Source organism: Enterobacteriaceae bacterium ESL0689 (genome assembly GCA_029433525.1).
Classification (GTDB): domain Bacteria; phylum Pseudomonadota; class Gammaproteobacteria; order Enterobacterales; family Enterobacteriaceae; genus JAQTIF01.
Genome location: JAQTIF010000001.1, coordinates 1,381,994 through 1,403,840, shown reverse-complemented (window position 1 = coordinate 1,403,840; position 21,847 = coordinate 1,381,994). Strand labels below are relative to the sequence as shown.

Here is a 21,847-nt window from a genome sequence, read left to right as displayed (position 1 = left end):
CCATGCCAGTTAACGTGGGCGGGAGATCATCTGGCATGCAACAATACGATCCCAGATGATCGCTACAATAAGCATCACTACCGCCGGTACGACCCAGACCATCTTATGCTCTGCCAGCGGCAATTGTGCCGTCCATGCAGGCAATATCCACTCGACAACCGACGATTTAATGCCATCAATCATACCAAATAGCAGGCTAATAAACACCGCAGGCGTAATCACATGGCGGGGATTACGCCACCATTGACGGGTAAAACTTAATAATACCAACACGATACAGGGCGGATAAATGGTGATCAGCACCGGAATGGATATCTCAATCAAAAGAGTGAGCCCCAGATTGGCGATCATCATTGAGAAAAAGCCAATAAAAAACACCAGTGTACGATAAGAGAGAGGCAGATATTGAGAGAAAAATTCAGCACAGGCGCAAGTCAATCCGACAGCGGTCACCAGACAGGCGATGAAAATCAGCGCCGCCAGCATCGCGCTACCCGCCCCGCCAAAGGTGTGCTGTACATAAGCATGTAAAATAGCGGCACCGTTGGCCGATTGCGCCACTAAACTGGCGCTGTCTGATCCGAGACGAAAAAGTGCCAGGTAAAGCAAGGTCAAACCGACCCCCGCCATCATACCCGCGAGGATGGTATAGCGGGTTAACAGAAGGCGATCATTCACCCCTCGGGAACGGATAGCGTTAACAATAACAATGCCGAAAACCATCGCCCCGAGGGTATCCATGGTCAGATAACCATCGACCACACCACGGGTAAAGGGGGCGCTACGATAAGCCTCCAGCGCATGGCTAAGCGGGCCAGCAGGCCAGATAATAACGGCAACAGAGAGTAAGGACAGTGCGATAATTTTCAGCGGGGCCAGAAAATTACCTACCGTATCTAATAATTTACCGGGATACAGCGCGACCAGTACCGCCAGTGCGAAATAGATGATACTGTAAATCATCAGTGGCATCGTCCCATCGCTACCGGTTAATGGCGCAATACCTACCTCAAAAGAGACGGTCGCCGTTCTCGGGATGGCAAAAAGCGGGCCGACGATCAGATAACACACCACCGCAAGCAGAAGACCCGCCGTTTTGCCGATCGGCGAACTCAGACTTTCAAATCCGCCCCCCGCCTTCGCCAGTGCGATCACAGTCAGAACCGGCAAACCCACCGCGGTTATCAGAAAACCGATCGCGGCGAGCCAGACATGCTCTCCCGCCTGTATCCCCACCATCGGTGGGATAATAATATTGCCAGCACCCACAAATAACGCAAAGGTCATAAAGCCCAATGCCATAATATCGCGAAATTTTAACTGATGATTCATAGAATTATTACTGCCTGTGGATATCGATAGATTAACAAGTGAGCAATGGCGTAGACCCTTTGTGGGTAAAAGGTTTGAACATGACGATAATGTTAAAGAAATTAACCATAGCTTGCGGGTAAGAAGAGTGAATAATGGTATTACAGGAAAAGAAATTTAAACGTTTATCCACTGTCAGTGCAATACATGAAGAGTATGAAAGCAGATTATTATTCGATAAAAAATAAATATATCGTCATAACTGACTACATATTATCCATTTTCATCACTAATAACGTACTGCCTTCCACCTGAGATGACAATAACTGTTTTGCTGCTGGCGATAGCAGGTTGATCTTCTGTCACCTCTCGCTGGCATTGGCGACAGAAAGGTGACGAACAGAGCGACAATTCGCTATCATGCCAGGCTAAATTTGATGATAACAACGTGGATACGCTCATGCTGTGGTTCAGAAACTTAATGATTTACCGACTCAATCGCGATACCGCCATACGCGCCGAAGAGATGGAAAAACAGTTAGCCGGACTGGCTTTCACCCCTTGTGGTAGCCAGGATAGGGTGAAGATCGGTTGGGTTCCCCCGGCAGGATCACACAGCGAAGTTTTAGCTCATACGGTTAACGGCCAGATCATGATTTGCGCAGGTAAAGAGGAAAAAATTCTGCCCTCACCGGTGATTAAACAGGCACTGGAAGCCAAAATCCGCAAGCTGGAGGCGGATCAGGGGCGAAAGCTGAAAAAGACAGAAAAAGATTCGCTGAAAGATGAAGTATTACACTCTCTGTTACCGCGTGCTTTTAGCCGTTATAGCCAGACGATGATGTGGATAGACAGCGTTAACAACCTGATTATGATCGATTGCGCCAGTGCTAAAAAAGCCGAAGATGTGCTGGCGCTGTTGCGCAAAACCCTGGGATCGCTACCGGTCGTTCCTTTAACGCTGGAACAGCCTGTTGAATTGACGCTCACCGAATGGGTCCGCAGTGGTCACGCAGCACAAGGATTCCAGCTACTCGATGAGGCCGAACTACAGGCGATACTGGAAGAAGGCGGCATGATCCGGGCAAAAAAACAGGATCTGCTTAGCGATGAAATTGCAGTACATATCGAAGCCGGCAAAATGGTCACTAAACTGGCGCTTGACTGGCAACAACGCATTCAGTTGCTGCTATGCCACGATGGTTCCCTCAAACGGCTCAAATTCTGCGATGAACTGCGCGATCAGAATCAGGACATCGCCCGGGAAGATGTCGCCCAGCGTTTTGATGCCGACTTTATTCTGATGACCGGAGAACTGGCTGCATTAATCAATGACCTGATCACCGGGCTGGGGGGAGAAGCTGCGCGCTAAACAGATATTGATATTCCTCCTGCTGGCGCAGGAGGGTGAGTGCTCACAGATAAGAGATCCCACCACGGATGGCATTATGTGTGCATTGCCTACTTATAATTTATAATAGCCACATTAATTTTTTATATGATAGAATAATTATATTATTCATTGATATCAAGGGATTGTTCATGGCTATTCCAGCTTATCTGTGGCTTAAAGACGATGGCGGTTCATACATCATGGGGTCTGTGGATGTGAAGGATCGGGACGGAAGCATTGAGATTTTAGGCTTCGGTCATGATGTGTTCCTGCCAACTGATGCATTAACAGGGAAGATCACATTCACCCATAACATTTGAAAAAGAATTCGACAGCTCAAGTCCATATCTGTACAAAGCAGTAGCCACAGGTCAGACACTCAAATCAGCAGAATTTAAATGGCACAGAATTAACTACTCAGGGCAAGAAGAAGAATACTTCAACATGTTGCTTGAAGGTGTGAGAGTAGTTGCGGTTTGTCCATTGATGCATGATTGCAAAAACCCAGTGGCAGAAAAACATAATCACCTTGAATCTGTATCGTTAAGCTACGAAAAAATCACATGGAAACATAACGACGGAAACATTATTTTCACTGACTCATGGAATGACAGATGATTAGATGCACGTTCAGGCTAAACGGTCAGAATATGTCTACTTTCAGTTGTCCAGGTGTAGGCTTTTTTCCTGCGTACTCCGGCTACGCAGGGTCCACTCGTAATAATCCAAATGCTATTGCTATTCCAGGCTCGGGGCCATTACCGACAGGACGTTATTACATCGTAACGAGGCCGACAGGGGGCATATTATCACCAATAAGGGATGCAACTTCATCCATTCTTAGTGGTTCGAACCGTTTTACCTGGTTTGCCTTATATAAAGATGACGGAAAAATAGAAGACCATACTTTTATCGGAAATGTTGAGCGTGGTAACTTCCGTTTGCATCCGGCTGGATACAGGGGTATATCAGAAGGTTGTATAACCTTTCCGAATCGTTCAGATTTTGAGATCTTACGTCATGCACTATTACAGACATCAACATTCTACGTAAGCTCATCACTCGTCGCTTTTGGCACAGTACAGGTGTACTAATGAGTGCGTTTAAATTTTCATCATTATGGCTATTATTTGCTACTACCTACGTCATTTTTTATGCGCTGATTTTCTCATTTTTCCCTGAACTATGGCTACATAACTTATTCAGGGAGCATTATCAGCAAGTTATCGAAGATGGCTCGTGGGACACAATTTTCATGTTAACGGTCCTGTTGTCAGCGCTGGCAGTTAACCTGGTATTTATATTCCTGGCGTTCGCCATAACACAGCGGCGGCAAAACAGAAGAAATTTGAGTACCCGGTCAGAATAGTTAATCGTCTAGATCCAGTGACTTCCTCATTTCCTAAGACGAATACACAACCGTCTCACCACGGCAAACACATGTAGCAGTTTCTGTAGAAAGGTAATACTCTTCCAGATACGCCAGTATCGCTTCCCGCACATAGAATGTCTTTGTTCTGCCAGTTTGCTTCGCCAGCAAGTCCAGACGAGACTCAATATCATCAGATAATCGGATAGCCAGCATACAGATCTACTGAATCCATAATTGCTATACATGTATATCAGTTATATGCCAGCCGATTCTAAAAATCATTGTGCTATCAACAAAAGACCAGGCCATGAAGCGCCTGGCCAGGAGGGTGAGTACTTACAGATAACGGCACAAATAAGAGGTCGCTTCCGCGACCCGCAAATGAAACTGACTGTGGGCAGGCACATGAAAAACGCTCCCCGTTTCGTAAACCCGCCAGTCACTTTCGCCTGGCAGCAGAACATTAAACGCCCCACTCACCACCGTCATCTCTTCTGCCTGCCCGGTACTGAAAGTGTATTCGCCTGCCGCCATAACACCGATACTGGCACGTCCGGTGCTGCTACTGGAAAAGCCTATCGATTTTACCTGTCCATCAAAGTATTCATTGCATTGCAGCATACATAAATCCTGGTGATCGTTTATCAATATCTCAATATAGAAGGGATTCTGGTTCGCTGTCACGCAAAATCGTGATGACAGCGAACCGGAGGTGTTACTGGCGGCAGGGAGAGCAATGAACAGAGAGCGCCATGATGTGACTGACCACCCTGTCGGCAGGCATGGTGGCATCAATAATATAATGGGCCGTTTCCCGATACAGCGCTTCTCTTTGCGCCAGCACTTCGCTCACTTCGTCACACAGTGATTTGCCGGTCAGCGTCGGGCGTTGTTCTGCCTGAGGTGAAGCATTAAGACGTTCGACCAGTACCGAAACCGGCACCTGAAGATAGATAACGGCACCATTTTCACGCATATGCTGGCGATTATTTTGCGCGAGGATTATCCCACCGCCGGTGGCGATAACCGTCGCTGGCTGCGTGGCGGCTTTCAACACGCTGGACTCCAGTTCACGAAAACGCGCCCACCCTTCCTGCCGGACAATGGCTGTCACCGTGCGTTGTTCACGCTCCTGCAAAACATGATCCGTATCGGTGAACTGATACTGACATTGTTGTGCCAGCGCAGCGCCGATTGTCGTTTTACCGCAACCACGCGATCCGATGAGAAAAATTGGCAGTGTCATTACTGAAATCCTCTGCTTTCGCAATGCCGGAAAAGAAAGACTAAAAACCAGTGATGATAAAAACAGATTACAATAAACGTTACATCAGATTGACCGACTTTTCCCCTTGTCGATAACAAAGCCACGTCGGCTATCAACCATCATGGTCGGGGATTTAGCGATTGTCAGGCGTAAATCGTAGCATATCATATAAAGCAGTGATGGCGGTGACGGACCGGAACCTTATCCGGCGATGAGCCACTTCTCCAGCGCGGCAGCAAATTGTTGTCGATCGCGCTGCGAGAAACTCTGAGGGCCGCCGGTTTGTACACCGCTGGCACGCATCGTGTCCATAAAATCACGCATCACCAGCCGTTCGCGGATCGTCGCCTCATTATAACGTTCACCACGTGGATTTAATGCCGCGCCCCCTTTTGCCAGTACTTCTGCCGCCAGCGGAATATCGGCCGTGACCACCAGATCGCCGGGCTGGCACAAACGCACAATTTCATTGTCGGCGACATCGAATCCCTGGGAGACACATAATGTCCGGATAACCCGGGAAGGCGGGACACGCAACGAACGATTAGCCACCAGTGTCAGCAACGTTTGAGTTCGCTCAGCCGCGCGAAACAAAATTTCTTTAATCACATTGGGACAGGCGTCCGCATCCACCCAAATTGCCATTCTGGCTCACACCGCTAATTCAAAAAAAGAGACACTATTATTGTTACTTGTTTTTCTTCTCCTGACAACGCGCTTGAGTGATAAGCTTAGGCATTCATAACACAATAAACACAGGAAATAGTGATGGAAAAGAAAATAGGATTTATTGGTTGCGGGAATATGGGGAAAGCGATTCTGGAGGGGCTGCTGCGCAGTAAACAGATCCAGCCGAATCAGATCTGGGTCTATACCCCCTCTCCGGAGAAAGTGGCACTGCTGCATGATCAATACGGGATCAATATTGCACAAAGTGCGCAGGAAGTCGCCCGTTTAACCGATATTGTCTTTGCCGCGGTCAAACCGATGATCCTCACTGCGGTGATGAGCGATATCGCCGCCAGCCTGAATAAAGAGTCGCTGGTGATCTCTATCGCGGCGGGTGTCACACTTGATCAACTGGCCAGCGTGCTGGGTAATGAACGCAAAATCATCCGCGCGATGCCCAATACCCCCGCGCTGGTCAATGCCGGTATGACCTCACTGACCCCTAACGCCCTGGTCACCTGTCAGGAGATTGCCGAAACACTGACTATTTTCCGCTGTTTTGGCCAGGCGGAAGTGGTCGCCGAGCCGATGATCCACCAGGTAGTGGGCGTCAGTGGTTCCGCCCCTGCCTATGTTTTTATGTTTATCGAAGCAATGGCAGATGCCGCTGTACTCAATGGTATGCCACGCGCTCAAGCTTACCAATTCGCTGCGCAGGCGGTGATGGGATCAGCCAAAATGCTCCTTGAGAGCGGTGAACATCCTGGCACACTGAAGGATCGTGTCTGCTCACCCGGTGGCACCACCATTGAAGCGGTGCGGGTACTGGAAGAAAAAGGATTTCGCTCTGCGGTTATCGAAGCAATTGTTCAGTGTATGAAAAAATCAGAAGCGCTGGAACGCTCCTGATTACGAAGACAGAATCAAAGAGCTATAGCGGCTTGTCGTATATAGCTCTTTATATTGATACCGGCACAGGCATCCCCTATAACGTGGGATTACTAGTCTTATCAGAACATGATATACGGCGGCTGCGTCTTAGCATAATCGTCAATTGCAGCAGATTCAGTAACACAATCAGGGCAGTGACGATAAATACCCAGCGAAATCCCAGCATCGCCGATACCGAGGCACCGGTTAGCGGCCCGACGACATTACCCAGGTACATAAATGACTGGTTATAACCAAAAATACGCCCAGTAATACGATCGCTACTGTATTTGAGCAACAGCGTTTGTACCGCAGGCAACATCGCGCCATCGGCAAAACCGAGCAGAAAACGCAGGATACCCAGCTGCATGGGGGTGGTTACCCATGACATCGCAAAAAACATCACCACCGCACAGCCCAGTGTCGCCAGCAGGATGCGAGATGTGCCAATCCGATCGCCCAGTTTGCCCAGCCGGGGGGCGGAAAACAGCGCCGAGACGCCTGGCGCGGCGGCAACCATACCGGCAAGAAAAGCGATATTGTGGCTGTCCGGCACCATAGATTTGATAAACAGTGCCAGAATCGGCCCGATGGAGCCATTACAAAGCTGGATCACCAGGGTCGTGAAAAACAAGCTGATCACCAGCCCTGGACAGGATAATGAGGCAAAAACGGCGCGACCGCTCAGCTGTTCACTTTTGCTGATCGGCGGTCGCCCACTCTCTTTAATTAAAAAGAGGGTCACCAGAAAACTGACCATCAACAGACACGCGGTCAACAGAAAGACCGTGCGCAGTCCCATATAATCCGCCAGAAAGCCCCCCAGCAACGGCCCACCGATCACCCCGCTGATTTGTGCTGTCGCCAGCGTACTGAGCGCCCAGCCACTGCGCTCACGCGGCACCTGTGATGCTACCAGCGCCATCGCATTGGGAATATAACCGGAGGTCAGCCCCATCACCGCCCGTAAAATGAAAAGCTGCCAGACATTGGTGGCAAAAGCCTGCAACAGAATGGCTATCGCCATCCCCATGGAGGCGCGCAGTAACATCAGTTTGCGCCCTTTCCGATCCGCCAGACTTCCCCACAAAGGCGCGACAATCGCTGAGACCAGGAAAGTGACACTGAATGTCAGTCCTGACCACATTGATAACGCTTCGTGAGAACTCACCCCGAGGTGGGAAATATAGAGTGGCAGGAAGGGGAGGATCTGGCTAATCGCCAGACCGGTAAAAAAACATCCCAGCCAGACAGAGATAAGATTAACTTTCCAGGATTCCATCACAACCTGTATTTATTCATTTTTCACTTGCAATAACAGGGACGCCATTTCTTTTCCCTGTCCTGCTGCCAGAAACCGACTGATATCAGTTTAGCGCTTATCGCTCGATAACCCTATCGATTCATCATCAACTGTGCAGAATAAAAAATTCTGGCAGTTATATTATGATGTGACATGTTATCTGCTTCATTATCATCAGGATAAATTTTGAAATGGCTAAAATGAGGGTTGGGATCGTTTTTGGCGGCAAATCAACCGAACATGAAGTATCACTACAATCAGCAAAAAATATCGTCGAGGCCATCGATAAGACACGCTTTGATATCATGCTGCTCGGCATCGATAAGCAAGGATTATGGCACATCAATGATCTGCACCATTATCTGCTTAATCCACAAGATCCTGCCCACATCGCCTTACACGCTTCCAATGTCACGCTGGCTGTTATTCCCGGCCGTGAATCACAGCAATTGATCAATGCCGATAATGGCCAGCCGCTGGCCGCTATCGATGTTATCTTTCCGATTGTTCATGGCGCACAAGGGGAAGATGGTTCACTACAGGGGGCGCTACGGCTGGCGAATCTGCCGTTTATTGGTTCCGATGTATTAAGCTCGGCAGTGTGTATGGATAAAGATGTCAGCAAACGCCTGCTGCGTGACGCAGGATTATCGGTGGCCCCCTTTATCACCCTGACTCGTGCCCATCGCCAGATGTTCAGCTTTGCCGAGGTAAAAGAGAAACTGGGGTTACCGCTGTTTGTCAAACCGGCCAGTCAGGGCTCTTCCGTTGGGATCAGTGAAGTCGAGAATGAAGAACAGTTTCAGCAGGCCGTCGACCTGGCTTTTGAGTTTGACCACAAAGTGATCGTCGAACAGCGCATTCAGGGACGGGAAATAGAATGTGCCCTGTTAGGTAATGACGATCCTCAGGCCAGCACCTGCGGTGAAATCATTGTTAACCATGGATTCTATGCCTATGATACGAAATATCTTGCCCATCAGGGCGCGCAAGTGATCGTCCCTGCCGTTATTGATGCTGAAATCAACGATAAGATCCGTCATACGGCGATTCGTGCCTATCAGACATTAGGCTGTTGTGGAATGGCGCGTGTTGATGTTTTCCTGACCGCCAGTAATGATATCATCATAAACGAAATCAATACGCTACCTGGCTTTACCAACATCAGTATGTATCCCAAATTATGGCAAGCCAGCGGGCTGGATCACACCAGCCTGATTAGTCGCCTGATTGATCTGGCGCTGGAACGCCACCGCGCCGATCGCAGCCTGAAAACCTCTGTCGCGCCCTGAGCCTCACCCGGTAGCGAACCACGCAACCGGGCGGTTACTGATCGGATTTACAGGCTGTCCGCTTCGTGTATCACCTGGCTATCCAGCTGCTGCTCAAAACTGCGCAGACGTTTATAGATGGACATCAATTCCACCAGGGTCTTCCATGAGTAAATCAGATACTGAAATGCATTACGCACCTGACTAAAGACATTGGTAATCTGAGTCATCAAACCTAAGGTGATAGCACCTGCGACAATGGAGGGAAACAACAGAAATAGACCAAAAACATTATCCACCTGCAGATAAAGAATGCGCACAATATTAAAGTACATATAGTGGAAATAGAGACGAAAATAGTTGTGGCGCACGGCGAGAAAAAGCTCACGAATGGTTGGCGGCGTGGCGCGGGTGGGATCATCTTCACCATAAACCAGCTCTTTACGATAGGCCGCTTCAACACGCTGATTTTTAAATTCAAGTCCTGGCAGCTTAATGCCGACCACCGCCAGCAAGCCGGTTCCCAGTAACGACCATACCACCGCTGCTATCACCAGACCATAGGGCACATGGCCAATGATCGGCAGTTCAGTCACATGGGAAGATAACGCCACCAGTACAGGCAGAAAGGCAATAAGCGTCATCACGGCATTGATAAAACTGGCTCCCATACTCTCCAGGGTGGACGCAAAGCGCATCGTATCTTCCTGCACACGCTGCGCGGCACCTTCAATATGGCGCAGATGATGCCAGTGCGTGATATAGTATTCATTCATCGCCGTACGCCAGCGAAAGACATAGTGGCTGACAAAAAAGCTGTTCAGCACCCCCACCACTACGGCGATCAACGCAATTCCCAGAAACACACCAATTTCCTGATAAAACTGATGAATACTCACTTTATGAGGGGTGGACAGTGCCGCCTGAATCAAATCATAAAAAGGCGCGTACCAGGCGTTGATCGCCACACCGACTTCGACCTGAAACCAGGTGACGAAAATAATCAATGACGTACCGAGGATCGACCAGCACTGCCAGCGGTGGGGACTGTAGAGAAACCAGAACAGGGCAAAAACGCCGACACAGAAAACATACCAGGCATAAAACAACAGATAGCTGAGCGATAAAAACTGTGATGCCCCCACCGGCACGCCAGGCGATACACCCGTCACACGCATAAGCCAGTCACCGCCACCCGCCTGCCAGATGATCACCGCCAGCAACGCCCAGATAAAGGCAGAAAGAAAAAACAGGGCGGGCTTAGGAAAAAAAGATTTAAACATCATTAACTCCTGCTAACTTTTTTATCGTTCTGATGATACGGGATCTCTCTGCCTGTCATCAGCAATCCGTGTACTGACAATAAATAAAGCGCTCATCATACCTTATTCACGCTCTGAAACGGATATCAGCAGCGTAAAAGTATTTTGTATGCCCGCGGCAAAATGGTGTTAAATAGCCCGGTTATCGCGCCTGTGGATTACCTTATTTCGTAGTATAAATAGACGCTCTGTTTTGTTATTGCATGATAGGTATTTCAGTTGAAACGTAGTCTGCTTATTTTCACTGCACTGTGGGTGTTATTCCTGACACCCGTCGAGGCAGAATCTTCCCTGGTGCCCCCTGAGTTTTCTGACAGCATTGTCGATCGCTACGCCCGCCAGATCTATGCTGATAGCGCGGCCACAGGCATGGCGCTGGTGGTGATTGATGGCAATCAGCGTATCTTTCGTAGCTATGGTGAAACACGCCCAGGCAATAATCAGCCGCCACAACTGGATTCGGTGATCCGCATTGCTTCACTGAGCAAATTAATGACCAGTGAAATCCTGGTCAAAATGCTCGATGAGGGCATCATCAAAGCAGATGATACACTGAGCCAATATGCCCCCGCTTATGCCCGGGTTCCCACTTACCAGGGGAAGCCCATCACCCTGCTCCATCTGGCAACCCATACCAGCGCCCTGCCACGCGAACAACCTGGGGGGGCGGCAAATCGACCGGTTTTCATCTGGCCGACACGCCAGCAACGCTGGTCATGGCTATCAACCGCGTCACTGAAAACCGCGCCGGGTTCACAGGCCGCCTATTCTAATCTTGCTTTTGATTTGCTGGCCGATGCGCTTTCTGCCGCAGCGGGCAAACCCTACCCACAGTTATTTGCTGAGAAAATCACCCGCCCGCTGGGGATGAAAGATACCACCTTTACCCCCAGCGCCAGTCAGTGTGCGCGTTTGATGATCCCCCGGCAGAAACCCAGTCCTTGTAACAATACGCTGGCGGCTATCGGCAGTGGCGGCGCATACTCCACCCCAGGTGATATGATGCGCTGGATGCAACAGTTTCTCTCTTCCGACTTTTATACTCGCGGGCAGCAAGCCGATCGTATGCAAACCCTGTTATATCAACGTGATCAACTCTCCCGGGTTATTGGGATGGATGTTCCCGGTAAAGCAGATGCCCTGGGACTGGGTTGGGTCTATATGAAGCCGCAGAATGGCCGCCCTGGCATTTTGCAGAAAACCGGTGGTGGTGGTGGGTTTATCACCTATATCGCGATGAATCCCTACGCGAACGTCGGTGTTTTCGCCGTCGTAACCCGCTCACCGCAGACACGTTTTAGCCATATGAGTAACGGTGTTAATGATCTGGTCAGTGAATTAAGCGGCGCGGTCATCGAAGCCGAGGGTCAGTAATCCATAACCGTTTTTTCGTTGATCAGTCAGCTGAATGCATTCTCTGGCAGACTATCACTGTGCAATTTCGGGTAGACTATCACTTTACCAATGACAATATCAGGCCAATCATGACAGATTTAATCACTCGTCCACGTCGTTTACGCCAGTCTGCAGCACTGCGCGCAATGTTTGAAGAGACAACATTGCGTCTGAACGACCTGGTGCTACCCATTTTTGTCGAAGAAGAGAGCGATGACTATCAGGCTATCCGCGCTATGCCTGGCGTCATGCGCATACCGGAAAAAAAACTCGCCCATGAAATTGAACGGATTGCCCGCGCCGGCATCCGTGCTGTCATGACCTTCGGCATCTCTCACCATACCGATGACACCGGTAGCGATACGTGGCATGAAAACGGTCTGGTGGCACGCATGGCGCGGATCTGTAAACAGACGGTTCCCGAAATGGTCGTCATGTCCGACGCCTGTTTTTGCGAATATACCTCGCATGGCCACTGTGGTGTTTTGTCTGGTCACATTGTGGATAACGATGCCACACTGCAAAACCTCGGTAAACAGGCCGTCGTCGCAGCGGCGGCGGGTGCAGATTTCATCGCTCCTTCCGCCGCGATGGATGGCCAGGTGCAGGCGATTCGTCAGGCACTGGATGGGGCCGGGTTTAGCCATACCGCGATTATGTCCTATTCGACTAAATTTGCCTCTTCCTTTTATGGGCCATTCCGTGAAGCGGCAGGAAGCGCGTTAAAAGGCGATCGTAAAACCTATCAAATGAACCCACTGAACCGCCGTGAAGCTATCCGGGAGTCCCTGCTGGATGAAGCTCAGGGGGCTGATTGCCTGATGGTGAAACCTGCCGGTGCCTATCTAGATATTCTGCGCGATATTCGTGAACGCAGCGATTTGCCACTGAGCGCTTATCAGGTCAGTGGCGAATACGCGATGATCAAATTCGCTGCCCAGGCGGGCGCGATTGATGAAGAGAAAGTGGTACTGGAAAGCCTTGGCGCCATTAAACGTGCTGGCGCCGATTTAATCATCAGTTATTTTGCCCGCGATTTAGCTGAGCATAAAATTCTGGGTTAGTCTGCCCGACGGCGTGCGCTTCGCACAGGATCACAGGCGAGAAAATCCCCGGCCCGAGCCGGGGAAGCAGGCAATTCAGCGCTGGCGACGTCCCCATAGCCATAACGCCGCGATAGCCAGCGCAAACAGGGCACCAAAACCGATACCCACGCTGATAACCGGAATGCCGATCCACACCGCCAGCGAATAGAAGCCCAGCATCAACAGCATCGCCACATTTTCACCGAGGTTTTGTACCGCAATCGCATTACCTGCACCTACGGTCTGTTTACCGCGTTGCTGCAACAGCGCATTGAGTGGTACGACGAAGAATCCTCCCAAAACCCCCAGCAACAACAGCAGTAGCAGTGACGGTATTAACGCATGCTGAACGGCGAAAATTATCACCACGACACCAATCAGCACACCGGCTGGTAAACAGCGTGAAACCGTTTGCAGCGTGATGAACTTCGCTGCGGCACCGGCACCCAGCATAATACCCACCGCGACCATTGCGTTCAGGTAGGTCGGCATCGCGTTACTGTCGATGCCTAATGCGATCGGCACCCACAATACCAGCAGAAAACGCAACGTCACACCTGCGCCCCAAAACAGGCTCGTCCCTGTCAGAGAGAATCGTGTTTCACTGTTATGCCATAGTGTATGACAGGCACTGAAGAAGCGGTGTGTCATCGACCTGAAACGCCAGGACTGCCCAGGGTGCGCAGCCGGTAATTTCGGTATCCACATATTGGCGATCACCGCCCCGGCATACATTAGCGCAGAAATCACTAAGGCAATCAGAATATGCCAGTCAGCCAGAACACCACCGACCATCGATCCCAGCAGAATAGCGGCAATCGTCGATGACTCGATTAAGCCGTTGGCTTTTACCAGCTTATCGCCACTGGTCAGCTCACCAAGAATGCCATATTTCGCCGGGGAATAAGCCGCGGCACCAACGCCCACCAGGGTATAGCAGAGAAAAGGATCATAGCCACAACAGATACCCACCGCCCCCAGCAACTTCATACTGTTAGCTACCATCATCACGCGTCCTTTGGCAAAACTATCGGCAAACTGACCGACAAAGGGCGCAAGAAGGATATAAGCGCCGACAAATAACATCTGAATAACCGGCTGAGTCCAGTCCGGATAATCAGACGCTTTCATCAGCGCCAGCGTGGCAAATAACAGGGCGTTATCGCCGAAGGCCGAGAAAAACTGAGCGCCAGTAACGGCAAGCATACTTTTCGAATAGAGAGCGCTTTTTCTGTCTGCGGATTCACTCATTTGAATCCTCCTGTTGATCGGTCATCGCTTTTAGCGTCACAAAATCGGGCTTACCGCTGCCCAGCAAAGGCAATTGCTTCAGCCAGCGAATATCGCGCGGAACTGCCAGCTCGGGAATACCCTGCTCACGGGCGTGCTGGCGTAGCGCTTCGCGATTTAGCGCTCTGTCGGTGGTAAACAGCACTAATCCTTCGCCTTTATCAGCATCCTGTTTCAGAACCACCGCATGCATTGCACCAGGAGAGAGCGCCCAGGCCATCTGTTCAACGCCCTCCAGCGATACCATTTCACCGGCAATTTTGGCAAAGCGTTTCGCACGTCCCTGAATACGGACATATCCTTGTGGGTCAATGGTGACGATATCCCCCGTGTCATACCAGCCGGTTTCCATTTCACCTTGCTGATTCGCTGCCGATGGCGTCTCCAGCACCCCCGGATTGTCCACCCGCAGATAGCCCTTCATAATATTCGGCCCTTTTAATTGCAGGCAACCCCCTTCAGCAATACCGGGCACCGGTAACAAACGCGCGACCATCGTGGGAACCAGGCGACCCACGGTGCCCTCTTTTGCCGCCATAGGCACATTAATTGACACCACCGGCGCGCATTCGGTGACGCCATAGCCTTCAAGAATACGCAAGCCAAATTTCTCCTGCCACAGTTGCTTTGTACTCTCCTGAAGCCTTTCAGCCCCGGCGACCACATAGCGCAGGCGATAAAAATCATAAGGATTGGCAAAGCGTGCATAGTGAGTGAGGAAAGTCGATGTACCAAACAGAACCGTACAGCTACGGTCATAAACCAGCTCCGGAACGACGCGATAATGTAGCGGGCTGGGATAGAGAAAAATTTCAGCCCCTGCCAGGATCGGCGTAAACAGCCCTGCTGTCAGACCAAAAGCATGAAACAGTGGCAGCGCCGACATAAATCGGTCATCGGTGGTAAAATCGGCGATAACTTTAATCTGTTCAACGTTAGCCAGAATGCTTTTATGGCTATGCACCACCCCTTTCGGATTACCTTCCGAGCCAGAGGTAAAGAGGATAAAAGCGGCATCTTCCGGTTGCTGCTTGATCTGCGCTGACTTTGGCCGCAAAAGATGACGGAAAACCCAGAGTTTATCACTGAAGGTGATATCACCTTTCACATCTTCAAGAAATACCCAGCGTACCTGTGTCAGCTGCTCAGGCAGATGCCCCAGCTTGCCTTTATCGAGAAAGGTACGGGAAGTAAAGATAGTTTTAATTTGTGCCGCAGTAATCGCGTTACTCAATCCTTTAATACCGGCAGTGTAGTTCATCATCGCCGGAATGCGCCGTCGGGCAATCGCGGCAAAAATCATCGCCACACTGACGCTGGCATTAGGCAACATCAAGCCGATATTCTCACTCTCAACACTGTGCTTTTCGAGGATACGGGTGAGAAAAAGGATTTTAGTCAGTAATTTACGATAACTATCTGGCTGAAAGCTGGTATCTTCAACGCAGTTTTTACCGGCGCCAAAGCGATATTGCGCAGCCAGCAGCGATTCATATAACGTTTCATGTGGCAGAGTCGTTATCCGCGCTTCCATCATAATCTGATGCAGCTTTTCACCCGCGATCCTGCGTCGTTGGCGAGCACGCGGGGCGTCGGGCATGGTGATGCAGGTGGGCGGTAGTACATGCAGCCGAATCTGCGGAAACAGGCGACGTTTCACCCGCCCTTTAAGACGGCTGAATAATGTCAGCTCTGCGCCTTCGATCCATACCGGAATCACCGTCGCCTGCGATTTTGCGGCAACAAACGCGGCACCATCATAGATTTTCATTAATGAACCGGTCACCGTGATCCGTCCTTCCGGGAAGATAACCACTGGCCGTCCCTGCGCAACCTGATGCACCAGTAGCTTAATCGACATCGGATTCATGGGGTCGAGAGGAACGAAATCGATAAGTGGTGCCAGTAAACGCATATACCAGCGCTGGCTAATAGAGGTATATACTGCAAAAACCGGTCGTACAGGGAGAAACAGCGATAATAAAATCCCATCAAGAAAAGAAACGTGATTTGGGGTGATCAATACACGCGGTTGCTGCAGGGCTTGCGTATTCCCCGTTAATCTGACCCGATATAATACCCTGAACACCCACCTGAAAATGCTTAACAGCATGATGACTCCATTAACATTCATTCCGTGCTAGCAGGTTACACGAGAAAACAGTTAAAAAGCAGTACACTGTTTACTTTTAGTATAAAATATTGTTTTTATTTAAAAAAATACAATAATAAACCAAGTTTATGACACCGTACATCATGGCGCTTTCTGTATATTCCTGTACAAAGTCGCGAGAAAATCCTTATCGCTATCAATATTTATGGTCTGGTATATTTGACGCTCTTGCCAGTTACGTAGGGTTCAGGCGTTTGCTGACAGGGAGAGTCGATCCAATCTGGCACTACTGGCGCAGCCCATCTGGATACGGACAGTGCGCAGAAACCACCGCGTACAGGTCGCGGGTGAGAATTTCGGCCACGGCTGGAGAGAAAATAGCAAGTAAAACAGCCTGATGGGACAGACGCTCAGTTCTGTTCGCATTAATGGTGCCTGTTATTCAGGCAGAAAGTCTACCGTAGATATTACCGGCAGGCAGTATAGACTAAGTGTACAAAAACGATTTTATCGCGAATCGCTGGCAGGCAGAGCCAGAAGAAACGGCTTCCCTGCTCCCACTGTTTACACCGATGGTCTGGTAGGGAGTATCAGTAAAGGATGATTAAATTAGTGGCGGATCTGCGCAAGGTCGTCTTCCGTCAAACCGGTCATTTTAATGACGGTATTGCGGTCAATGCCATTCTGCAGCATGGTACGGGCCACTTCGAGTTTTCCTTCATTACGACCCTTCTGAATGCCCTGTTGGATACCCTGCTGAATGCCTTTTTGTTCAAGCTGTTGTGCAATGGTCATAAATGCGTCTCCATGTTGCGGCACACGCCGTGCCAGTTCGCGTACAAAGGCTTCGGCGTCGGCTGTTTCGCCTGCGTCGGGTAAGGATACGACATTACTGTCGTATCCTCCCCTAAGAACGGAGCGTGCGAGTTTCCCCGCACTCCGCTCAAATCTCTAGAAGCTCATCTTGTTTGATTGAGCCAGCATTCTGACTGTGTATTTGTCGATGGCAGTTAGGATGAAGTAGAATCAGATTACTTAGATGATCTTTTCCACCTTCACATTTTGGGATCAAGTGATGTATGTGCCAGCCTGACTCCTGTGAGATTTTCTGGTTACATGCAGGGCAGAATGTTCCTTGCCGTTTCCATAATTCTACAACTTTTTTCCTTCCATGCTGACTCTGTAACCAAAGATAATCCATGCGTTTTTCAAAGTAAGGCTCCCAAGCTGGATCGTATGGGTTTGCCTGACCTTTTATCTTTACATGACGCTTTATTGGTGTGGAAGATGCCAGCTTGAGCGTATGTACCTTCCCTTCAACATCCCTGTCACTGAATATCCAGTCTTTCATATCCTTTCTTATGAAGTACCGTTTTTTTATCCAGAGACAGTTCTTTTTAGGTGTCTTCTTCTACACCAACGCCATAGCCTTTGCCAGATTTCATGATCAACACGACAAAAATAACTTTTGAGTTCACATGTCGGTGATAGTTTACCCAACCTATAATAATGGGATTGAGTAATCTGATCAGGTTGACTTGTGTAACCGTTTTGTTATTTTTAACAACTCCGCGTATCTTATTAAGGAAAATTTTCAGGTTCTTCTTTGATGGTTTTATGATTAACTTACCATCGTACCTTCTGATATTTTGTCCTAAAAATCGAACCCTTCCGCTACATTTGTTATCCTGGTTTTCTCTTGTGACAGAGTAAGTCCTCTCTTTGCCATAAATGCTTCAATGATTGGTTTTACCTCATTTTCAAGCAATTCCGGTGAGATACCAGTACAGATGAAATCATCTGCATAACGTACGTAGTTTACCTTGTGACTGTTGGCCTTTTTTGTTCCTTTCCGACCAAAGTGATCGATAAGTTCCTTTTCCAGACCATCAAGGCACATATTTGCCAGAACAGGAGAGATAATACCGCCCTGTGGCGTTCCGGCCTTTGTTTGGAAAAAGCTCCATTTTCCATGAATCCAGCTTTCAGCCATTTCCTCAGCACTTCCTTATCCATAGGGATATTAGAAAGTAACCAGTCGTGGCTGATGTTGTCAAAGCAACCTTTTATGTCCCCTTCCAGTACCCAATCTGCTGCGATCTTCCTCGCAAGGAGGATATGCAACTGAACAATTGCATCAGCCGTACATCTGGCTTTTCGAAACCCATAGCTGTTATCGTCTGCTGTTGATTCTGATACTGGTTCAAGTGCCATCAGGTGTAAAGCCTGCATAGATCGGTCAAGCATCGTCGGTATCCCTAAAGGTCGGCGTTTGCCGTTTGCTTTTGGGATATAGATCCTTCTGAGAGGACGTGGTTTGTAGCCTGTCTTTTTCAGAAGTACGACGGCTTTCCATTTTAAAGTCGGGGTTGTCCATACTTCGCCATCAACACCGGGGGTTGTTTTCCCTTGTTTTCAGTAACTCGTTTTATAGCAATTATTTTTGCTGAAAAGGAGCGAACAAGCATACGCTGTAAAGATTTAACCTTGCGCCACTGCTTATTCCTGGCTGCTTTCGCGATACGTAACTGTAGTTTTCTCACCAATCGGTAATGAATTTCCCAATCAATCGAGTGCCATCCTTCAAGGCGCGGAGCCGCAGATACATGGGGAAATGTATTCATCTTGCCTGCTCCCTTTTGAAAACTTTACAGCTATTTTCACGATTAGAGACTCGACGGAAGTCTGCATATTTTCATATTAGGGCAAAGTTCGAACCCTTATTCGCTCCATTACAGAGTGACATTCGCTTTTTCCGCCATCCTTTACCCGCATAACTAAAGGCTTTCCTTACGGTCAGCTTGCCCATTAGGCAGTGATACGGGCTTACCGAGTTCCACTTAACATACAAGTTCTGGGTTAGGTTCTGTCTGTCCGCCGGTGATTCTGATGCCCATGTGTTCTTTGTACAAAGAAGAACAGCCTGATCACTTACCTTTTGGTTCAAGCCTGTCATCATCTTTGGCTTGTTCTATCTAACGACGTTTATCAACAGTTCACTTGTGTTAACCTTGCCAGACAGCCAACTTTCTATCTGTGTGATGCTCACAAATAACAAACATACCTCACGGTTGTCCGCCATATTTACTGGAAAGCGATGTCTCTGAGGCTTATCCACCTTCCGTTACCAGAAAGAAGATCTCAGATAGGCTACTACTGATGGGACAGTAGGTTTTATAGAATTTACTCTTAAAACAATATGTTAAGCGACTTCTCGTCGCACCTGTACGATATAGTGTACCAGTGATACCACCTGCGATGAAGACAGATATCCGCTCAGTAAAACTGACACCAGCCGATCGACCAGTTCTGCCAGGTCACGCTGATGAATATGTTTCTGCGGCAGGGTCAGAGCCGCCATACTGCGATGACCCGCGATTTCATCATCCGGAATAACGGTAACATCAGCCAGCGGGAAGGCACTGCTATAGAGTTTGACTGCCAGCACGGGATCGTCAAAATCATCCAGCCATCGGGTTGAATAGGGATAGGGGCTGCGCTTACCGGTATAGAACAGAACCGGTATCACCAGCGGCAATTTTTTATGCCCTGCCGCCAGATGACGCTGCATAGTAGCCACCGCATAGCGGAGCAGGCGGAAAGCCATATGTTTGTCGGGCGTTGACTGGTGTTCGATCAGAACATGAATGTAGCCGTCGCCTGTTGTTGTTTTCAGACTATAGAGCACGTCACTGAAATACTGCCGAAGGTCATCCTCAACGAACGAGCCTGATTCCAGCTTCAGCGTACTGAGATCGCAGACGGCACGCAACTCTGCGGGTAAGTGAATTTCCATAAAATCACGGGCAACATCCGGCTGGCTCAGGAACTGCCTGAATGAGGCATTGTGGGGAGTGGGAGTACTTTTCATCATCATCCCTGGCGCTGAAAAAATAATACCCGCAGGCTACCACAACCTGGAAAAAACGAATACGGGCGGTGAACAGAATTATTATTTCTTCCACGAAGGGTTGCGTAGTGATTAAGAGCCTGGCCCAGTGGGCGTTATTGACGCAGCCAGTCTGGACACAGAGAGTGCGGAGAAACCGCAGCGTACAGGTAGTGCATGAGGATTTCGAGCACTGCCCAGGGCCAAAATGTCCAGTAAAATAGCGTTAATGGGAACAACGCTTATTCGCGGTAATCAGTTTTGGCTTAATTTTAAGATTGCGATCGCTGAGCTCCTGTTTATTAATAAGGCGCTGAATATTCTCCAGGCAATGTTTTGCCAGTAGATCATAATCCTGAGCAAGAATATCAACATCATAATTCAGAAAATCATGATAAAGATGATAATCATAAGAGCAAAGATAGACTTCATGGTGCGCAATTCGCTTATCTTTTAAATACAGTAACACACCTTCGAGTAAATTACCTGATGGTGTAAAAATAGCCTGCGGAACCCGACCGATATTTTTTACGATGTTATCCAGCAGAAAATAACCAAGATTTTCCCGATAGTTATCACAGCTAATCCATTGCGATTTTAACTGCAACCCTGCCTGTTTGAGCCCTTGTTTAAACCCTGCCAGGCGTTCGCTAATTGTCGATAATTCAACATCGCCAGCCAGAAACCAGAACTCAGTAAAATATTGTGCTTTACTGGCGATTAACTGCGATACCGAATAAATTGACTCACTGGTCACAAAAGGCAGTTCACTGCCAGTAATAAAACGATCATATAATAAAACCGGTGTCGTTTTATTTATTTTTTCATAAATATCAGGGATATCTAATGATGTTATCGCGATCATTCCGTCAACATGATGCTCCAGCAGATTATTAATAGCAATCATCTCCTGATGTTTATCATAATGGCTACAGGAGATAATTAACAGCATATCATAATCTCTGGCCAACGATTCCAGTTTATGCAAGAACAAAGCAAAACTAAAGTTAGAGATATCAGGAACAATAACACCCAGGGTTTTATTCCTGGTGGCTTTGATTATTGCCCGTTGTATATGCGGCTGATCAGCAAAGTGGCTAGCGATTGCCAGGATCTTTTTTTTAGTTATCGCGGAAATCCGCTGACGTTCCGCATTGCCATTAAATATATGGCTGACCGTAGTCGTTGACACCCCGGCCATTTCAGCAATATCACTAAATTTTATTTTTTTCATCAT

19 protein-coding genes and 6 pseudogenes are annotated in these 21,847 nt (G+C 48.7%); 8 read left to right on the top strand and 17 right to left on the bottom strand.

Features of this window, described 5'->3' with window-relative positions:
- Positions 1-9 precede the first annotated feature (9 nt).
- Complete coding sequence (gene brnQ / locus PT300_06850) at positions 10-1,332, bottom strand: branched-chain amino acid transport system II carrier protein (GenBank protein ID MDF7680325.1); 1,323 nt, start codon at positions 1,330-1,332, stop codon at positions 10-12.
- A gap of 439 nt (positions 1,333-1,771) precedes the next feature.
- On the opposite strand from brnQ, the gene rdgC reads away from it, so the two are divergent.
- The 4 genes and pseudogenes from rdgC to PT300_06830 all read left to right on the top strand — a co-directional run bounded on the left by rdgC (position 1,772) and on the right by PT300_06830 (position 4,073).
- Positions 1,772-2,683 carry a recombination-associated protein RdgC gene (gene rdgC / locus PT300_06845; GenBank protein MDF7680324.1) on the top strand — a complete coding sequence of 304 codons (912 nt, stop codon included), beginning with the start codon at positions 1,772-1,774 and terminating at the stop codon, positions 2,681-2,683.
- A gap of 170 nt (positions 2,684-2,853) precedes the next feature.
- Positions 2,854-3,322, top strand: a pseudogene (locus PT300_06840) (Hcp family type VI secretion system effector).
- On the top strand, positions 3,319-3,798 hold the full coding sequence (locus tag PT300_06835; protein ID MDF7680323.1) for a DUF2778 domain-containing protein: 480 nt from the start codon (positions 3,319-3,321) through the stop codon (positions 3,796-3,798). Before PT300_06840 ends, PT300_06835 begins: the two are co-directional and overlap by 4 nt.
- Entirely contained in the window at positions 3,798-4,073 is a 276-nt protein-coding gene (locus tag PT300_06830) for a hypothetical protein (protein ID MDF7680322.1), read from the top strand. Before PT300_06835 ends, PT300_06830 begins: the two co-directional genes overlap by 1 nt.
- A gap of 33 nt (positions 4,074-4,106) precedes the next feature.
- Here PT300_06830 and PT300_06825 read toward each other — a convergent pair whose 3' ends face one another.
- The 4 genes from PT300_06825 to PT300_06810 all read right to left on the bottom strand — a co-directional run bounded on the left by PT300_06825 (position 4,107) and on the right by PT300_06810 (position 5,988).
- The gene (locus PT300_06825; protein MDF7680321.1) at positions 4,107-4,289 is read right to left on the bottom strand and encodes a ribbon-helix-helix domain-containing protein; all 183 of its coding nucleotides are present in this window, start codon (positions 4,287-4,289) and stop codon (positions 4,107-4,109) included.
- 123 nt (positions 4,290-4,412) lie between these two features.
- A complete protein-coding gene (ppnP, locus tag PT300_06820; protein ID MDF7680320.1) occupies positions 4,413-4,697 on the bottom strand; it encodes a pyrimidine/purine nucleoside phosphorylase in 285 nt (94 codons plus the stop codon).
- Between the two features lie 94 nt (positions 4,698-4,791).
- Positions 4,792-5,322 carry a shikimate kinase AroL gene (aroL, locus tag PT300_06815; protein ID MDF7680319.1) on the bottom strand — a complete coding sequence of 177 codons (531 nt, stop codon included), beginning with the start codon at positions 5,320-5,322 and terminating at the stop codon, positions 4,792-4,794.
- 222 nt (positions 5,323-5,544) lie between these two features.
- Positions 5,545-5,988, bottom strand: coding sequence for a YaiI/YqxD family protein (locus PT300_06810; protein ID MDF7680318.1), 444 nt, complete (start codon positions 5,986-5,988; stop codon positions 5,545-5,547).
- Between the two features lie 123 nt (positions 5,989-6,111).
- On the opposite strand from PT300_06810, the gene proC reads away from it, so the two are divergent.
- Positions 6,112-6,921: a pyrroline-5-carboxylate reductase gene (proC, locus tag PT300_06805; GenBank protein ID MDF7680317.1), complete on the top strand. Its 810-nt coding sequence runs from the start codon at positions 6,112-6,114 to the stop codon at positions 6,919-6,921.
- Positions 6,922-6,997: 76 nt separating this feature from the next.
- On the opposite strand, the gene PT300_06800 is transcribed toward proC, so the two are convergent.
- Complete coding sequence (locus PT300_06800) at positions 6,998-8,224, bottom strand: multidrug efflux MFS transporter (GenBank protein ID MDF7680316.1); 1,227 nt, start codon at positions 8,222-8,224, stop codon at positions 6,998-7,000.
- A gap of 212 nt (positions 8,225-8,436) precedes the next feature.
- On the opposite strand from PT300_06800, the gene ddlA reads away from it, so the two are divergent.
- The gene (ddlA, locus tag PT300_06795) at positions 8,437-9,537 is read left to right on the top strand and encodes a D-alanine--D-alanine ligase (GenBank protein ID MDF7680315.1); all 1,101 of its coding nucleotides are present in this window, start codon (positions 8,437-8,439) and stop codon (positions 9,535-9,537) included.
- Positions 9,538-9,584: 47 nt separating this feature from the next.
- Here ddlA and sbmA read toward each other — a convergent pair whose 3' ends face one another.
- Positions 9,585-10,799 (bottom strand): peptide antibiotic transporter SbmA, encoded by a 1,215-nt coding sequence (gene sbmA / locus PT300_06790; protein MDF7680314.1) that lies wholly within the window; start codon positions 10,797-10,799, stop codon positions 9,585-9,587.
- A gap of 258 nt (positions 10,800-11,057) precedes the next feature.
- Between sbmA and ampH the strand changes: the two genes are divergently transcribed.
- Positions 11,058-12,212, top strand: coding sequence for a D-alanyl-D-alanine-carboxypeptidase/endopeptidase AmpH (ampH, locus tag PT300_06785; protein ID MDF7680313.1), 1,155 nt, complete (start codon positions 11,058-11,060; stop codon positions 12,210-12,212).
- Between the two features lie 110 nt (positions 12,213-12,322).
- Complete coding sequence (gene hemB / locus PT300_06780; protein ID MDF7680312.1) at positions 12,323-13,297, top strand: porphobilinogen synthase; 975 nt, start codon at positions 12,323-12,325, stop codon at positions 13,295-13,297.
- A 75-nt stretch (positions 13,298-13,372) separates the two neighbouring features.
- Here the strand turns inward: hemB and lplT are convergent, their stop codons facing one another.
- The 10 genes and pseudogenes from lplT to PT300_06730 all read right to left on the bottom strand — a co-directional run bounded on the left by lplT (position 13,373) and on the right by PT300_06730 (position 21,847).
- Positions 13,373-14,569: a lysophospholipid transporter LplT gene (gene lplT / locus PT300_06775; protein ID MDF7680311.1), complete on the bottom strand. Its 1,197-nt coding sequence runs from the start codon at positions 14,567-14,569 to the stop codon at positions 13,373-13,375.
- A complete protein-coding gene (gene aas / locus PT300_06770; GenBank protein MDF7680310.1) occupies positions 14,562-16,721 on the bottom strand; it encodes a bifunctional acyl-ACP--phospholipid O-acyltransferase/long-chain-fatty-acid--ACP ligase in 2,160 nt (719 codons plus the stop codon). The genes lplT and aas overlap by 8 nt, the downstream gene beginning before the upstream one ends.
- 609 nt (positions 16,722-17,330) lie before the next feature.
- Positions 17,331-17,735, bottom strand: a pseudogene (locus PT300_06765) (Rpn family recombination-promoting nuclease/putative transposase).
- Between the two features lie 31 nt (positions 17,736-17,766).
- Positions 17,767-17,922 (bottom strand): annotated as a pseudogene (locus PT300_06760) (HNH endonuclease).
- Positions 17,923-18,098: 176 nt separating this feature from the next.
- A pseudogene (locus tag PT300_06755) lies at positions 18,099-18,298 on the bottom strand (group II intron maturase-specific domain-containing protein).
- 77 nt (positions 18,299-18,375) lie between these two features.
- Positions 18,376-18,714, bottom strand: a complete 339-nt coding sequence (locus tag PT300_06750) for a reverse transcriptase/maturase family protein (protein ID MDF7680309.1) — start codon at positions 18,712-18,714, stop codon at positions 18,376-18,378.
- Positions 18,715-18,773: 59 nt separating this feature from the next.
- A pseudogene (locus PT300_06745) lies at positions 18,774-18,953 on the bottom strand (reverse transcriptase domain-containing protein).
- Between the two features lie 125 nt (positions 18,954-19,078).
- Complete coding sequence (locus tag PT300_06740) at positions 19,079-19,345, bottom strand: reverse transcriptase N-terminal domain-containing protein (protein MDF7680308.1); 267 nt, start codon at positions 19,343-19,345, stop codon at positions 19,079-19,081.
- A gap of 599 nt (positions 19,346-19,944) precedes the next feature.
- Positions 19,945-20,598: pseudogene (locus PT300_06735) on the bottom strand (Rpn family recombination-promoting nuclease/putative transposase).
- A 238-nt stretch (positions 20,599-20,836) separates the two neighbouring features.
- Complete coding sequence (locus PT300_06730; GenBank protein ID MDF7680307.1) at positions 20,837-21,847, bottom strand: LacI family DNA-binding transcriptional regulator; 1,011 nt, start codon at positions 21,845-21,847, stop codon at positions 20,837-20,839.